The sequence below is a fragment of the Streptomyces sp. TAA204 genome (genome assembly GCF_000424965.1).
Window position 1 is genome coordinate 65,568 of record NZ_KE384282.1, and the last position, 15,109, is coordinate 80,676.

The 15,109-nt window shown below is 70.3% G+C and carries 14 protein-coding genes and 4 tRNA genes; 8 read left to right on the top strand and 10 right to left on the bottom strand.

Going from position 1 to position 15,109, the window contains the following annotated elements:
- Window positions 1-79: 79 nt before the first annotated feature.
- The 5 genes from H343_RS0126650 to H343_RS0126670 form a co-directional block, all read right to left on the bottom strand.
- Complete coding sequence (locus H343_RS0126650; RefSeq protein ID WP_028433620.1) at window positions 80-1,786, bottom strand: relaxase/mobilization nuclease domain-containing protein; 1,707 nt, start codon at window positions 1,784-1,786, stop codon at window positions 80-82.
- On the bottom strand, window positions 1,783-2,436 hold the full coding sequence (locus H343_RS33050) for a plasmid mobilization relaxosome protein MobC (RefSeq protein ID WP_028433621.1): 654 nt from the start codon (window positions 2,434-2,436) through the stop codon (window positions 1,783-1,785). Before H343_RS33050 ends, H343_RS0126650 begins: the two co-directional genes overlap by 4 nt.
- Window positions 2,437-2,653: 217 nt before the next feature.
- Window positions 2,654-3,418 (bottom strand): DUF2637 domain-containing protein, encoded by a 765-nt coding sequence (locus tag H343_RS0126660; protein WP_037905348.1) that lies wholly within the window; start codon window positions 3,416-3,418, stop codon window positions 2,654-2,656.
- A gap of 218 nt (window positions 3,419-3,636) precedes the next feature.
- Window positions 3,637-4,782, bottom strand: coding sequence for a DUF3631 domain-containing protein (locus H343_RS0126665; protein ID WP_106958957.1), 1,146 nt, complete (start codon window positions 4,780-4,782; stop codon window positions 3,637-3,639).
- A 382-nt stretch (window positions 4,783-5,164) separates the two neighbouring features.
- Complete coding sequence (locus H343_RS0126670; protein ID WP_028433624.1) at window positions 5,165-5,401, bottom strand: hypothetical protein; 237 nt, start codon at window positions 5,399-5,401, stop codon at window positions 5,165-5,167.
- 97 nt (window positions 5,402-5,498) lie between these two features.
- On the opposite strand from H343_RS0126670, the gene H343_RS0126675 reads away from it, so the two are divergent.
- The 3 genes from H343_RS0126675 (at window position 5,499) to H343_RS0126685 (ending at window position 8,312) form a co-directional block, all read left to right on the top strand.
- A complete protein-coding gene (locus H343_RS0126675) occupies window positions 5,499-6,167 on the top strand; it encodes a helix-turn-helix domain-containing protein (RefSeq protein ID WP_028433625.1) in 669 nt (222 codons plus the stop codon).
- Window positions 6,164-7,693, top strand: coding sequence for a tyrosine-type recombinase/integrase (locus H343_RS0126680; RefSeq protein ID WP_028433626.1), 1,530 nt, complete (start codon window positions 6,164-6,166; stop codon window positions 7,691-7,693). Before H343_RS0126675 ends, H343_RS0126680 begins: the two co-directional genes overlap by 4 nt.
- Before the next feature lie 109 nt (window positions 7,694-7,802).
- Window positions 7,803-8,312, top strand: a complete 510-nt coding sequence (locus tag H343_RS0126685; protein ID WP_486587065.1) for a hypothetical protein — start codon at window positions 7,803-7,805, stop codon at window positions 8,310-8,312.
- 167 nt (window positions 8,313-8,479) lie between these two features.
- Here the strand turns inward: H343_RS0126685 and H343_RS0126690 are convergent.
- Both H343_RS0126690 and H343_RS0126695 read right to left on the bottom strand, forming a co-directional pair.
- Window positions 8,480-8,552, bottom strand: a tRNA-Lys gene (locus H343_RS0126690).
- 67 nt (window positions 8,553-8,619) lie between these two features.
- A complete protein-coding gene (locus tag H343_RS0126695) occupies window positions 8,620-10,488 on the bottom strand; it encodes a DEAD/DEAH box helicase (protein ID WP_028433628.1) in 1,869 nt (622 codons plus the stop codon).
- A gap of 170 nt (window positions 10,489-10,658) precedes the next feature.
- On the opposite strand from H343_RS0126695, the gene H343_RS36170 reads away from it, so the two are divergent.
- Window positions 10,659-10,940 carry a hypothetical protein gene (locus H343_RS36170; RefSeq protein ID WP_486587066.1) on the top strand — a complete coding sequence of 94 codons (282 nt, stop codon included), beginning with the start codon at window positions 10,659-10,661 and terminating at the stop codon, window positions 10,938-10,940.
- A gap of 569 nt (window positions 10,941-11,509) precedes the next feature.
- Here H343_RS36170 and crcB (H343_RS0126705) read toward each other — a convergent pair.
- The 3 genes from crcB (H343_RS0126705) to H343_RS0126715 are packed head-to-tail and all read right to left on the bottom strand — an operon-like array spanning window position 11,510 to window position 12,869.
- Window positions 11,510-11,884, bottom strand: coding sequence for a fluoride efflux transporter CrcB (gene crcB, locus H343_RS0126705; protein ID WP_028433630.1), 375 nt, complete (start codon window positions 11,882-11,884; stop codon window positions 11,510-11,512).
- Window positions 11,881-12,510 (bottom strand): fluoride efflux transporter CrcB, encoded by a 630-nt coding sequence (gene crcB, locus H343_RS33055; RefSeq protein ID WP_078506137.1) that lies wholly within the window; start codon window positions 12,508-12,510, stop codon window positions 11,881-11,883. Before crcB (H343_RS33055) ends, crcB (H343_RS0126705) begins: the two co-directional genes overlap by 4 nt.
- Window positions 12,507-12,869 (bottom strand): metallopeptidase family protein, encoded by a 363-nt coding sequence (locus H343_RS0126715; protein WP_199779003.1) that lies wholly within the window; start codon window positions 12,867-12,869, stop codon window positions 12,507-12,509. The genes crcB (H343_RS33055) and H343_RS0126715 overlap by 4 nt, the downstream gene beginning before the upstream one ends.
- A gap of 90 nt (window positions 12,870-12,959) precedes the next feature.
- Between H343_RS0126715 and H343_RS0126720 the strand changes: the two genes are divergently transcribed.
- The 4 genes from H343_RS0126720 (at window position 12,960) to H343_RS0126735 (ending at window position 15,007) form a co-directional block, all read left to right on the top strand.
- Window positions 12,960-14,657 carry a metallophosphoesterase gene (locus tag H343_RS0126720; protein WP_028433632.1) on the top strand — a complete coding sequence of 566 codons (1,698 nt, stop codon included), beginning with the start codon at window positions 12,960-12,962 and terminating at the stop codon, window positions 14,655-14,657.
- A gap of 86 nt (window positions 14,658-14,743) precedes the next feature.
- Window positions 14,744-14,816 (top strand) — tRNA-Glu (locus H343_RS0126725).
- A gap of 38 nt (window positions 14,817-14,854) precedes the next feature.
- Window positions 14,855-14,929 (top strand) — tRNA-Asp (locus H343_RS0126730).
- A gap of 4 nt (window positions 14,930-14,933) precedes the next feature.
- Window positions 14,934-15,007: transfer RNA gene (locus H343_RS0126735), tRNA-Phe, on the top strand.
- The last annotated feature ends 102 nt before the right edge of the window (window positions 15,008-15,109 follow it).

The window sequence follows — 15,109 nt, forward strand, 5'->3', positions numbered from 1 at the left end:
CTCACGAGCTGGGCTTTCTGCGACCGGTCATCGACAGCACAACGTCGACCAGAGGCTGTGTTCGTCGTTCGATGCGGAGTCATCGATGGCGTTGGCTGCTGGGCAGGGGTTGAGGGGCCGGTGGATGCGGTGCCGGTGTGATGGTGAGGGGCCGCTTCGAGGCCGAGCCGTGGGCGTGTGTGGCAGCGTCATGGCCGGTGGGTGTGCCTGCTGTCGTGAGGCGCTGGATGCGCCAGGTCAGGACGCGTGCTGGGAAGCGTGCGTCATCGAGGGCTCGTTGGTCGGCGGCCTGCTGGAGGAGCTGTGCCGGGTTATGGCCTGCGGCCTCGGCGTCGGTGAGCACGGAGGTGAGCGCGTCGCAGGCGGGATCGGCGAGGACCCGTTCCGCGTGCCCAGGGACGGCCTGGCGGATCGGGAAGACCTGCCGGTCCACGGTCTGCTTCGGTGGTTTTCGTCGGGCCAGCGCGGCCAGGGGTGCATCTGCCGCTTGGTCGGAGGCGGCCTGGAGGTGGAGCCGGGCTTGGTTAGCTGCGGCGACTTGTTGGTCGTGCTGGCGTAGTTGGTGCCATCGGGTGGCGGCGATGACGGCGAGTATGGCGGCGTCGAGGAGCATGGCGAGGCCGTCTCCATCGCCCGCAGGCGCGGGGGCGCGCACGAGGGCCCGTATGGCACTGCGTAGGGCGCGGGCGTGGTGGTGTTCGGCGCGGATGCGGGAGCGGGTTGCCCGTTCGAAGGCTGTTGCTGCTTGGCGGAGTTGGGCCCGGAGCGGTGGTGGGGCGATCAGCGGCAGGGCGTCGAGGGCTTCGCCGAGAGCAGCAAGGTGGGCTTGTGAGGCTGCGTCATCGCCTTGTTCCAGGCACTCAGGGATCTCCTCGGTGGCTGCGGTGGCCTCGTGCCAGGGGTTCCGGCTGCTTCGCCCCTTGTGGTCGCTGGTGCTCGTGTCGTTGTCGGCGTTGAGGCGTTCGTGGATCTTGGGGAGGGACAGGTCGGGGGCGAGTTTGGAGCCGGAGAACCAGACGGGCTGTCCGGCGGCGTTGGTGTCGTCGGCGAGGGCGACTTTGTAGCCGCGGATGTCGCCGGAGGGGAAGTGCTGGACCTCGATCAGGATGCCGTCAGTGTCGGTGAGGAGGCCGATGAACTCCTCCGTGCTGGTGGCGGCCGAGAGGGCTGTGCGGACGATGGTGCGGAGGCGTTCGCGGGCGGTGAGCTGGTGGCCGCTGCGGCGGGATTTCTCCTTTTCGGCGCGGGTGGGGCGCTGGGCGGCGGTGCGGTCGCCGAGTGCGACCCGGCGCAGGCCGTAGTCCTGCTCGACGGCGCCGAGTTCGGCTTTGGCGGTGAGGTAGTCGTTCCAGTGGCGTGCCGACCTCAGGTCGCCTCGGACGGTGGTGGCGGCGATGTGGATGTGATCGTCGGCGTGGCGGACGGCGGCCCAGCGACAGCCGTCCGGGTCGCCGTTGGGGGCGATGCCGGTGGCGTGGACGATGCGGCGTGCGATGTCCGCCCAGTCTTCGTCGCTGAGGATGCGGTCTTCGGGTGCGGCCCGTATTGAGCAGTGCCACACATGCTGCTCGGGTGCGCGGTCGCCGGCCTGGTGCACGCGCAGGTTCAGGGCGTTGACGAGCTGCTTCTTGGTGGTGGTGAAGTCGTCGGTGCGGCCGGGGTCGGGGGCGAAGCCGTCCCAGGAGGCGACCAGGTGTGGGTCGGTGTGTTCGTTGGCGCGGCCGGGGCCGTAGAGGTAGCCGATCAGTGAGGCGGTGTTCTTGCCGCGTGTGATCTTGGCGATCACGCGGCGGTCTGCCGCATCTGCGTGACGGCCCGGTGCGCGGCGTCGTCAATGCTCGTGGTGGCGGTGCCGACAGCGTTCAGGGTGTGCTCGGTCCGTTCGAGGACGGTGGCGTCCACAGGGTGGGGATCGCCTCCGGAGTTGAGCCGTTTGGCGATCTGGTTGACGTTCCAGCCGATCCTCGCGACCTGCTTGCGCAGGGCGGCCAGTTCGTCGATGTAGTCGTCGACGACGGTGCGCTGGCCGGGCAGTGTCAGGTCGCCGTCGATGTAGGCCATGACCGCGGCACCGACGAGGTGGGCGCCGGTGATGCCCAACGTCCTGGCTTTGGCGAGGATCTTGGTCTTCTCGTCGGTGCTGTAGCGGGCGTCGACGCGCTGGGTGCGCTGTCCCTTGCCGTACGGGCGGCGGCGTGCGACGCGGTAGAGGGCCGCCTCCTCGGCCGCACGCGGCGCTACGGCGGGGCCAACGTCGACGGACCGGTCCTTCTCGGGCACCCCCTGGTGCCCGCAGGTCTCCGCCACCCCCGGGGCGGAGACCTCCCCGTTGGACCGGCCCTTGGACGGTCCAACGGGATACCTTGCTGCGCTTCGGCTGGGGTGGTCTGCCATCTGCTGCTGGTCGGGCGGTGTTTCGTGGTGTGTTTCGTGCATGTCGGCGTTCTCCGTGGCGTGTTGGGGATGGCGAGGGGGGTCGGAGGTGGCTGGGTCTGCGCCGGCTGCGAACCGGTCCGGGCTGTGAGGAGCGGTCCGCTGGGGTGGTCCGGTACTCGGCCGAACTCCTGAAGTTGCTGCGCGAGACGGTCCGGTGGGGCTGCGGACCGTGGGACCGTCCTGGGGCGTATCGGGTGTGGCCTGCGGGGAGTTCCGGTCAGTCCCCGGTCCGGGGAGTGGGGCCGGTGCGGAGGGTGGTCATGATCTGGGTGAGGCGGTCTTCGCTGATGCTGTGTCCGGCGGTGCGGATGGTGTGGCGGACCGTCTCGCGGGTGGGGGTTTCGTGCGCTGCGAACAGCGGCCGTGCCAGGTCGAGGAGTTCGGGGAGTTCTGCGCCGGGCGGGCGGCCGATGCGCCGCATCCTGCGAGCCGGTATCTCGTCGTTCTGCACGGAAGCCGACACGTCCGCTTCGTCGAAGAGCGATGAGGCTTCCGCACTGAGGCCGCTGCTGCCGGTGCCGGTGTCGGTTTGGCGGGCGATGAGGATGTAGAGGTGTACGGCGCCTGCGAGGGCGAGGGGGGCGAGGGCGGAAAGGAGGCCGACGGTGATGTCTCCGAGCCGCAACCCGCCTGATTCCGCGAGGTTGTTGAGGCGGATGGCGTGGAGGGCGTTGGCCCAGAGGCTGGCGGCGGTGGCGGTGCCGAAGAGCGTCCACACATACAGCCGTGCCCGGAAGGGCGCGGTGTTCAGGACGAGGAGTGCGCGGACGCCGTAGGCGATGAACCCGTCGATCACGAGGGGGAAGAGGTAAGTCAGGGGGCCGCGTATGTGGATGGCGATGGCCATCTGCTGCAGCGCGTCATACGACAGGGCGCAGGCGGCTGCGCCGAGAGCGAGGATCGCGGCGCGGTCCCAGCCGCTCACCCGTCGGGCAAGCGGCCTCGTGGTGGTGGGGTTGTGGGTGGGGGCGGGGTGGGTCATGCGGCGGTGTCTCCAGGGGGTGGAGGGTGTCGGCAGGCGTGGCCGGAACGCTGCGCGCGCCTGCTGCAGGGGCGGTTGGCGTTGCACTCGTCCCACTGGTTGCGTGGCTGGTCAGCACAGGGACGGGTGGAGGGGGTGTGACGGGTCGACTCGTTGCGGGCCCGGAACCCGTCCCGGCGGTGAGCTGCGCGGGGACGGGTGGGACCAGTCGATGCGGGTCAGCCCCCAGGAGGTGCTGGGGCCGCGGTGGGGCAGTAGCGGGCCCAGGCGTCGAGGAACTTGTTGCGGGCGAAGCCCTTGGCCTGGATGCCGTCGGGGAAGCGGATGTTGGCCGAGGTGATGCCGTAGTCCTTCAGCAGCAGCTGCAGACCGCGCGGGGTGAGTCCGCTGGTGCCGTATTCGGCCCAGGGCGCTTCCGCGTCCTCCTTCAGAATCCCCAGCAGCCGTGTGGTGGCCAGCGCTTCGGGATCGCCGCAGGAGGCGAAGGCGGTGCGGATGTCGGCCAGGATGCGGATCCTCAGCCCGCCCTCCTCGTCCTGCCCGGCCTCGAAGGCGGACATCGCCGCGCACGCCGACCGCGCCAGCGCAGGCCAGGCCCCTCCGGCAAGGTCGGCGACCACCACGAGGGGTTCCCAGGTGTCGGCTGCGCGGTCCTCGACCGGCATCTGCGGCTCCCGCTCCACCGCCAGCTCGGCAACCTCACCGGCCCAGGCGGCGAGGCGGTCGCGCAGCAGATGCAAGTGCGGGATGTCGCGGCGGGAGCGGAAGGTGGCCACTCTTTCGCCTGGTGCGCGGCGGCGCATCCGCACCACCACCGCACGGTCCATGATCGTGTCGGGCAGGTCGCCGATCCCCGCCAGCGCGGCCATGGCGAAGGTGGGGAAGGAGACCGGCTGGTGCTCGGGCCCGGCGATGCGCAGAGCGGGACGGTTGCGCTGGTGACCGGCGTTCAGCAGGCCGCGCAGGTCCTCGTTCTTCTCCGCCATCTTCGGGCTGCCGAAGAGGGTGTCGGCCTCATCCACCAGCAGTGTCGGCGGATTCGCGGTCACCGACCGGAAGATCGCCGCTGTACTGGCGTTGACGGTGATCACCGGCTTGTGGACGGTCTCGGTGATCACATCCAGCAGCCTCGACTTGCCGCACCGCTTGGCCGGACCCACCACCGCCAACCTCGGCGCATGCTGGAAGACCTGCTGCAGATGCGTCGCAGCCACCCACAACGTGACCGCATCCAACGCCTCCGTACTCGGCAGAATCACATACCGGCCCAGCGCTGAGCGCAGGTCGCCCAGCAACTCTGCGCCGGTGTCTTCACCACCGTCAGGGCAGTCCGGCGGCTCGAATTCGGCACCGGCACCATCCAGTTCGTGGCCGCCGCCGTCGGCGTTGAGATCTTGCGCTGCCGGGTTGCCGGCTTCGCTCGCGGACGAGCCCGTCGTGGGCTGTGGCTGCTCCCCGTCACCCGGTGAAGGGATAGTTGTGGGGGGGTGCGGCAGGTTCGGGCTGGGTCGTAGGGTTGTCCATAGGCGTTCCTCACCCGGTGGTGCGGGGCTGGCAGGCCCCGCACCACCGATTCGTCATCACACGCGATCAGTTGGGGCGTCCTCGGCCCTCGGGGTGGCAGCCCCGAGGGCCTTCCTCATGCACCGCCTCTCGGCAGGCGAGCAGCAACCTACGACCGGCCACTGGCAACAGTCCAGCAATTCTGTGTCCCTGAGACATACAGATGGTGTGTAGCATCCGGCGCTAGACGGCCAGGCCGAGCAGGGACCGCAGGTCGGCGGTCACCACCCGGTAGGCGTTGCCCAGCCGCAGAACCCGGCACGGATACTGGCCCCGGCGGGCGAGTTCGTAGCCCTTGCTCCGCCCCAACCCCAGGGCACGATTGGCTGTCTCCAGGTCAACCGTGGCAGGAAGTTCCAGCACCTCGCCCTGGCTCATACCCCTCCGCCGACCGGCGGGCTTCTCGGGTTCGTCGTTCATGTGCCGTGCTCCCTCTCGTCGTTGCCTTCGGCGGACGCGGCGGTCGCGACCGGCTCCCGGCAGTACAAACAAGGCTAGACAGAGCTACTGTGTCTTCATGACACACGACGATGAGGATGATGAGTTGGACTGGTCGGCGCAGGTTGCCGCCACCGTGGCCGCCGAAGTACGCCGCCGACGCAAGGAGCGACACATGAGCGCGGAGCGCCTGGCCCAAGTGTGCAGCGAGATCGGCTACCCCATCCCCCGCAACGTGATCGCCAACATGGAGTCCGGACGCCGCACTTCACTGCTCCTGGTCGACGTCATGGTGCTGGCCAAAGCCCTGGAGACCAACCCCATCAGCCTCATCATCCCCGTCGGCCACATCAGTACCTACGCCGAACTGCCCCTGCGAGGGGCCGGATCGCCCTGGGACGCGCTGACCTGGTTCACCGGCGAGGACGACAAATTCGACACCGACTGGAGCCTGCGTCTGCACCGCTTCCACCACGCCGTGCTCACCTCCGCGGAAGAAGCCAGGAGATACGCCAAGTCCCGGCGTCAGCAGGCCAGCATGGCAAACGACCCCGACAAGCGCAGCAGTGCCCTCCGTAGCGCCGAGCACCACGAACAGAGCCTGGCCGACGACTACGCCGCACTCCGCCGTGTTCGCGCCCAGATGCGCAGTGCCGGCTTCCGTCCCCCCACCCTCCCCCGATATTTCGTTTTCCTCGACGAACACCCCCACGGCCCCGATCCCAACTCCCCTGAGGAGGACGCTTGAAAGGCTCCACCTACCGCCGCTGCTACTGCCGCGACCCCGAGACCGGCAAACCACTCGGCACGGCCTGTCCCAAACGCAGCAGCCGCAAGCACGGCACCTACTCCATCCGCCAGGAACTCCCACCCCGCCAAGACGGCACCCGCCGCTCCTTCAACCGCGCCGGCTACGACACCCTCAAGGACGCCCAGAAGGACCTGGATCACGTCCGCGGGCTCCTTGCCCTTGCCGCACCGGACGAACCCGACGAGCTTGATCGAGTCGGTGCGATCTTGGAGCAGATCGCGGATGACAAGGCACCGCTTCCAGACATCGAGACAACCCGCCACCGGCTTCGCTTCGGGTTGGACCTGATAGCTCGACTCACGGTCGCGGAATGGCTGGATGAATGGCTGGCGGCCAAGAAGACCCGCCGTACGACGAACAACGGGTACGCCTCCCACATACGCGTCCATCTCAAGCCACGCATCGGCCACATACGCCTCGACCGCCTCAACGTCGGTCACTTGGTGGAGATGTTCGACGCGATCTCGGATACCAATGAGGTCATCGCCGCTGAGAACGAAGCCCGGGATGAGCAAGTGGCTCGGTGCAAGCCGACAAAGCCGGGTCGCCCGCCCTTGCCCGAACGAAACCGTCTGGAGCGTGAGCGGGCCAAGCTCGCCGAGATGCCGCCGTACCGCAAGCAGACGGGCCCAGCGAGTCGACAGGCCATCCGTCGCACGCTTCGGGCGGCACTGAACGCAGCCATCGCCCGTCAGCTCATCACGTTCAACCCGGCCTCCCACGTGGAGTTGGAGTCGGGTAAGCGCCCCAAGCCGCTGCTGTGGACTCCCGAGCGCGTAGAGCGCTGGCGGGCCACCGGGGAGAAGCCCTCTCCCGTCATGGTCTGGACGCCGGTGCAGTTCGGTACGTTCCTCGACGCAGCTGAAGGCGACCGGCTCTACGCGCTCTTCCACCTTTGCGGCACACGCGGCCTGCGGCGCGGGGAAGGCGTGGGCCAAGACTGGGACAACGTCGACCTGGAGGGCGGCGCCATCACCCCTGCCCGAGCCATAACGGTCGACGGCTGGGATCCATACGAGGACGCTCCCAAGACCGACGGAAGCGCGGCCACGATCGCGCTCGACACCGTCAACATCGGCGTCCTACGTGAACATCGCGCCCGCCAGCAAGTCGAACGCGAAGCCGCCGGCCCTGCCTGGCAGGAGAGCGGCAAGGTCTTCACCAACGAGGATGGTTCTAGGCTTCACCCCGAAACTGCGTCAGAGACTTTCCGCCGAATCCTCGCGAGAACCGACCTACCACCGATCACCTTTCGCGATCTCCGCCACGTTGCTGCCACCGTCGTCCACGCGGGCGGCGGCGACCTCCACACGATCAAAGAGACTCTGCGCCACTCCACCATCGTGCTGGCCTCGGACACGTACACGAGCCTTCTCCCGGAGGTTGATCGCAGTGCCGCCGAGGCTGGCGTGCAATTGATCCCCCGAGCTCGTGGCCAAAATGGCGGACGGGGAAGTTCGTAACCTCTGACCTTCACAACCAGCCCGGCTGCGCAGCGACTTCAGTCAGCGTGCCGGTCGTGGGTTGCCGAATTCCCCTCCGCGCAGGATGTCGGAATGCCACGCTTATGCCATGGGACGAAACAGCCAACGTCGACGAAGCGCCCGCGCGGGACGTAAGAACCTACCCCCGCCGGATCTGTCCGAGACTTCCCGCGCTCGCACAGCCAAACGCTTACGCGCCGACATCGCCACCTGGCTGGAGAACCCATCAAAGGGCCCCGGAGGCACCTTCATTGAGGGGGACCATCCGTCTGACCCGACCATGGTCTTCGGTGTCCTCATGGGCTGGCTCGTCGCAGCCCGCGAAGCGATCACCGAGGAGCAGGCATGCGAGGCCGTCGACTGGGTCTCTGACGCTCTAGGGATCGCCCACGAAGATCTCCTGTACGCAGCAGGTCTCATCGGTCACCCCGACGCCGATCCCGACGTGACCCTCAACCAGGGCGTGGAGCACTACGGCGACGATGACAACGGCGAGATGCCCTTCGTTCTGTACATGCTGCTGCTGAGCGGAGGCTTGGTGGCCACCGTTGGAGGCGGAGACCCGGAATGGCTTCGCCAGTTCGACCTCAAGGCGTAGCTGCTGACTCCAACCGCGCGGCATGAGCGCTCGTGCCACCCGGTCAAGGCCCATCCGCTCACGCATCGCTCACGCAGAAAGTCCCCAAACGAGGAAGTGCCCGGACCGATCAACCCGGTCCGGGCACTCCCTCGCAGGTCAGCGGGGCGCGCTGGCCTCCAATTCGGTAGGCCGTGAGGGACTCGAACCCTCAACCAATGGATTAAAAGTCCACTGCTCTGCCAATTGAGCTAACGGCCCGCCCCCGCAGCATAGCCCGACGGACCGCCGGGCTTCGAAGGCATTGGGCCTTCGCGCTGGGGAAGTGTCAGCCGTTGCGCTTCCAACGGGGCTTGTCCGTACGGCGGTCGAAGGAGCGGCCACCTGCGCGGTGGTCGTCACGGCGGCCGTGGGGGCGGCGGTCGTCGTGCGAGCGAGCGTCACGGCTGTGCCCGGAGGGAGCCGGACGGCGGTCGTCACGCCGGAAGCCGCCGCGGTCGCCGTCCCGCCGGTCACGGTTGTACGAGGGGCGGTCGTCGCGGCGGAATCCGCCACGGTCGCCGTCACGGCGCGGACGGTCGCCGCCACCGTCCCGGTCGCGGCCCCGGTTGTACGGGGGACGGTCGCCGTCGCGGCGCGGGCGGTCGCCCCCGTCACGCCGGTCGCCGCGCTGGTCGTCACGCCGGTCGCCGCGCTGGTCGTCACGCTTGGCGTCGCGGCGCTGGTCGCGCTCCTCGCGCCGCTGCTCCCGGCGCAGCTCCTTCGCGACCTCCGCCTCGACCTCCGCGGTCAGCTCCGCCGCGGCCTGCGCCACGGCCGCCTCCGGGTCGTCGCCGCGCTCGCGCGCCGCCCGCGCGGTCAACCGCTCGGCCTCCTCGCGCAGTTCGGCGGCCCGCTTCTGCTCACGCTCGAGCTGGCGGGTGAGCTTCGCGACCTCGCGCTCCGCCTGCTTCGCGGCGTTGGCGGTCGAGTCGGCCTGCACCTCGGTCAGCGAGCGCGCACCGGTGATCTGCGTCACCTCGTCGTCGAAGACGTCGCCCCGGCCGATGATGTGCCGCGAGGCGTCGACGCCCGCGTCCTCCATCAGCCGGAAGATCTGCCGGCGCTGGTGCGGCAGGGCGAGCGAGACGACCGTCCCGGACAGGCCCGCGCGGGCCGTACGCCCGGAGCGGTGCAGGTAGTCCTTGTGGTCGCCGGCCGGGTCGACGTTCAGGACGAGGTCGATGTTGTCGACGTGGATGCCGCGCGCCGCGACGTCCGTGGCGACCAGGACATTGACCTTGCCCTCCTTGAAGTCGGCCATGGTGCGCGTCCGCGCGCCCTGCGTCATGCCGCCGTGCAGCGCCTCGGCACCCACACCGCCCTCGCGGAGCTGCTCGGCGACGCGGTCCGCGCCGAGCTGCGTGCGTACGAAGATGATCGTGCGGCCCTTGCGGGCGGCGATGGCGGAGGTCACCGGCGCCTTGTCGCGCGGCTTCACGACGAGCACGTGGTGGCTCATGGTCGTCACGGCGCCCTGCGCGGCGTCGACCTCGTGCAGCACGGGCGTCACGAGGTAGCGCCGTACGAGCGTGTCGATCTCCTTCTCCATGGTCGCGGAGAAGAGCATGCGCTGGCCGCCCTCGGGGAGCTGGTCCATCAGCTCGGTGACCTCGGGCATGAAGCCCAGGTCGGACATCTGGTCGGCCTCGTCGAGGATCGCGACCTCGACGTCCGCGAGGGAGCAGGAGCCGCGCGAGATGAGGTCGCGCAGCCGCCCGGGAGTGGCGACGAGGATGTCGACGCCCCGCTCCAGGGCGGTGATCTGGTTGGTCATGGAGGTGCCGCCGCAGACGACCTTGAGCTTCAGGCCGAGGACGTCACCGTAGGGCTGGAGGGCGTCCGAGACCTGCATGGCCAGCTCGCGGGTGGGCGTGAGGATGACGCCGCGGGGGCGCTTGCGCTCCGTACGCCCGCCGGTGAGGCGGGTGAGCAGCGGCAGCCCGAAGGAGAGGGTCTTGCCGGAGCCGGTACGGCCGCGGCCGAGGATGTCCTTGCCCTGCAGCGCGTCCGGGATGGTCGCGGCCTGGATGGGGAAGGGCGTGGTCACGCCGTTCTGCGCGAGCTTGCGTACGACCGGCTCGGGAAGCCCGAGATCGGCGAACGTGACGGTCTCCTCGTCATCGGGCAGGACGACATCGATTGAGGCAACAGACATGCGAAATGCGAACCTTCCGGAGTTCAGCAGCACGCGCCCAGACTCCGTGAATTCGCAAACGACCGCCTCGATGCGGTCAGCCACGGCTAAGAGAAACGCGCCACGCGGCGCGCTCTTCAGGGGCGCCGGGCAATTGGGATCAAACGATCACCCAGCATACGCACCCCGTGGTGCCGCGTGCAAATGAGGTCCGGGAGGGGGCGCAGCGCCTGATCAAGGGCTATCCGCTGGTCGGAGGCGTCGGCAGCCCCGTCGGCGTACGCGGAGGGCTCGGCGTGGGCTTCGGCACACTCGGCATCGGCGGAACGGGCGGACGCGGATGCGAAGTACGGGGCGGCGCAGGGTGTTTCGGCAGGCCGGGCAGCCGGCCGGCCTCCCCGCGGCGGGACTTGGACGCCGCGGACTTCCCGGAGCCGCCGCCCTCGCCGTGCCCCTGCCCGCGCCCTCCGTGACCGCCGCCGTGCCCGTCCCCGCGCTTCTGCGCCCGCCGCGAGGCGTCCTTGCCCCGGGTGCCGCTCTCGCGGTGCGCGTCACGCCCACCGCTGCCGTCCGCACCGTCCGCTGCGCCCTCCGGGGCCGCGCTGGCCCCATTCGCGGAACCCGCCGCGCCGCCGCGCGAAGTGCCCTCTCCCGCCGCGCCGTTGACCGTCACGCAACCGGAGACCACCACGACCGCCACGGCCGCCAGTACCGCCGCGAACGTACGGACAGCGGCACGGGGAGCAGTACGGGCAGCGCCCCGCGCGGTCACTGCCGGAACCGCCGCCGGAACCGGCACCGGCGGGGGGCCGGCACAGGCGGCACGGGACGGGAGAGAGGATCTGTATCGGCGCACAACGGGCCCTCCGGGCGCGGGAAGCAGCGGGCCAACTGCCCAACTGCCCCTCGGTGCAAAGGGTCACGGGGGAACGCTGTGGGGCCGTGGGAGGACTCGCACCAGGACGTCACGCGGGACGCCGCACGGGGAGGCCGCACGGGGACGCCGCACGGGGAGGCCGCACGAGGAGGCCGCACGGGGACCTCACGCGAGGAGGTCACGTGCGAGGGCCAGCCCCGTGAACACCGCCCCCAGACCGACCAGCAGCGACGCCCCCACGTTCGCCACCGCGAGAAAGCGCCGGCCGCGTTCGGCCAGGCGCAGCGTCTCGTACGAGAACGTCGAGTACGTCGTCAGCGCCCCGCACAGTCCCGTGCCCAGCAGTGCCACCGCTCCCCGGCCGGCGACGCCGGATACGGCCGCCCCCGTCACCAGCCCCAGCAGCAGGCTGCCCACCGCGTTGACGGAGAAGGTGCCCCAGGGAAAGACGGAGTCGTGCCGCACCTGGACGGCCCGGTCGGCCAGATACCGCAGCGGCGCACCCACCGCGCCGCCCACGATCACCAGCAGCCAGTTCACGGCACGCCCCCCTCACCGGCGGCGGCACCGGCTCCCCGCCGGCCGGCACGCCGCCCGCCGGACCCGCTCCCCAGGAGCCGGCGCGTACCCGCCGCGGCGGCCCACACCGCGCACAGCGCGCCGACAGGCGTCCCCACCAGATAGGCCAGCGCCGCCACGGCCGCCCTCGGGCCCTCCTCCAGGAGCCGGACGGTGTCCACCGCGTACGCCGAGAACGTCGTGAACCCGCCCAGCACGCCGACACCGAGGAACGGCCGCAGCAGCGGATCCGTACGCGCGTCCCGGCCCCCCTCGCTGACCAGCACCATCAGCACGCCGATCAGGGCGCAGCCGAGCAGATTGACCAGGAAGATCCCCCACGGGAAACCGGCGGCACCGCGGGCGGGCAGCCACAGCGACACCGCGTGGCGCGCCACGGCACCCGAGGCGCCGCCCGCCGCGATGACGGCGAGCACCAGCAGTCCGTGGCGGCCTGCGGCCTCGGCACGCTGCGCGGGTACGTGCAGGTCCACGTCCGGGTCGAGTGCCTCCTGGGCGAGCGGATCGCCGGGACCGCCGCTCGCCCGGCCTCCCTCACGGCCTTGACCGTCCTGACCGTCCCGGTCACCCCGGCCGTCCTCGCTCACCCGTACCCCAGCTCGTGCAGCCGCTCGTCGTCGATGCCGAAGTGGTGCGCGATCTCGTGCACGACCGTCACCTCCACCTCCGAGACCACCCCGTCCCGGCCGCCGCCCTCGCCGTCGACCATGCGCAGAGTCGGGCCGCGGTAGACCGTGATCCGGTCCGGCAGGACCCCCGCGTACCACTCGCCGCGCTCGGTCAGCGGCGTGCCTTCGTAGAGGCCCAGCAACTCCGGGTCCTCGGCCGGCGGCTCGTCCTCGACGAAGACCGCGACGTTGTCCATCAGCCGGGTCAGCTCGGGCGGAATACGGTCGAGCGCCTCCGCCACCGACTCCTCGAAGTCCTCGCGTGTCATCTCCACCACGCGGCCATTGTCGGTCACCGGCCCCTCGCCCCGCACCGTCGGCCCCACGCATCCCGCATAGGTTGCCGCTCACCGGGCATAGGGGGCCTCATGGCCCGTGACGCCAGGAAGCCACGCAAAAAGCTCCACCTGCCGCAATGGGTACGCACCGTGCGCGCCCCTCTCGCCGACCGCTTTCGCCGCCGCCGCGCACGCCTCGGCCGGGACGGCGGCCCGGAGGGCGGCCCGGACCGCCGTCCCGGCAGCGGCCCGGAACCCGGCACCGGCCGCCCGTACGTGCGCGCCCTCGGCCTGGCCGCCGTGACCCTTCTCGGCGCCTGGCTGGGACTGCTGGTCGTCGGCAGCATCAGCGCCCCCGTCGGCCCCGTCGACACCAAAATGGCGCTTCGCCCCTCGCTCACGGGCGGCACCAAGGTCAACGTCTCCCCGCTGGGCGCCCTCGAACTGCGCAGCCACTACGCCCCCCTGCGCCTCGACGTCGACGTCGACCAGCTCGACCAGGAACGCGCCTCGGCCCTCGTCGACCATCCCGAGCGCCTGGAGGGCCTGGAGAGCGAGATCACCTCCGACGTACGCTCCGGCACCGCCGACCTCGCCGTACGCGCCACCGCTGCCGCCGTCGCCGGCTCCTGCGCGCTCGCCCTCGCCGTCTACCGCCGCCCCCGGCGCGCCCTCGCCGCGGGCGGGCTCTCCCTGGCGCTCCTGGCGGTCTCCGGCGCCACGGCGTTCGCCACCTGGAACCCGAAGTCGGTACTGGAGCCGAAGTTCTCCGGGCTGCTGGCGAGCGCGCCCTCGGTCGTCGGCAACGCCCGCAGCATCGTCACCGAATTCGACATCTACCAGCAGGAGCTGGCCCGCCTCGTCGCCAACGTGACCAAACTCTACGAGGCGACCTCGACCCTCCCCGCGTACCAGCCCGACCCCTCCACCACCCGCGTCCTGCACGTCTCGGACATCCACCTCAACCCCGCCGCGTGGCAGATCATCAAGTCCCTCGTCGAGCAGTACGACATCGACGCGATCATCGACACGGGCGACACGATGGACCACGGCACCGCCGCCGAGAACGGGTTCCTCGACCCCGTACGCGACCTGGGCGCCCCGTACATCTGGGTGCGCGGCAACCACGACTCCGACACCACACAGAAGGCGCTGGAGAAGATGTCGGAGGAGAAGGGCAGCAACGTCCACGTCCTCGACGACGGAGTGCCCTTCAACGTCGCCGGACTGCGCATCGCCGGATGGGGCGACCCGCAGTTCACCCCGGACCGCTCCGTCAAGCCCGAGGGCGACCCGGAGGAGCGCGAGGAGGGCCGGCGGCTGGCAGTGGCACTGCGCGCGCAGAAGTCCGCCGGGACCCCGGTCGACATAGCCGTCGCGCACAACCCCGTACTGGTCAAGGAGGCGGACGGCCTCGTCCCCCTCGCCCTCGCGGGACACACGCACGAGCGCACCACCGAGATCCTGGACGAGCGCACCCGGCTGATGATCGAGGGCTCCACCGGCGGCGGCGGGCTGCGGGCGGTGGAAGGGGAGGAGCCGCAGAAGGTCTCCGCGTCCGTCCTCTACCTGGACCGTGGCGACGGCGGACTGCAGGCCTGGGACGAGATCACCCTCGGCGGCCTCGGCCTGACCACCGCCGAGGTCACCCGCCACCTCGCGGACGACGACAGCGACCCCGGCCCGTCCCCCTCACCGTCGGCCACGCCCACTCCCTCCCCCTCGGCCGGCAGCCCGTCCCCCGGCCAGGACCCGTCCCGTTCGCCCTCGCCGGCCGACTCCCCGTAACCGTTTTGGCGAACACTCCCGCTATCCCATATGCTTCTCACGTCCCCGACGCGCTGACTCGACGGAAGCGCCCAGGTGGGCCATCAGCCCTCATCGTCTAGTGGCCCAGGACGCCGCCCTTTCAAGGCGGTAGCACGGGTTCGAATCCCGTTGGGGGCACGCAACACCCTGTGCGAGACTTGCGCTCGCACGAGCTTGGTCCTGTGGAGCAGTTTGGAGTGCTCGCCACCCTGTCAAGGTGGAGGCCGCGGGTTCAAATCCCGTCAGGACCGCTGCGGCTGGGTAGCTCAGTTGGTACGAGCGTCCGCCTGAAAAGCGGAAGGTCGCCGGTTCGACCCCGGCCCCAGCCACGTCGCAGAACAGCGAGAACGCCCCCGTCCAGATCATTGGACGGGGGCTTTCGCGTGCCGGATGACGCCAGCTCTGACGCCAACGGCAGCGATCCGCCACAG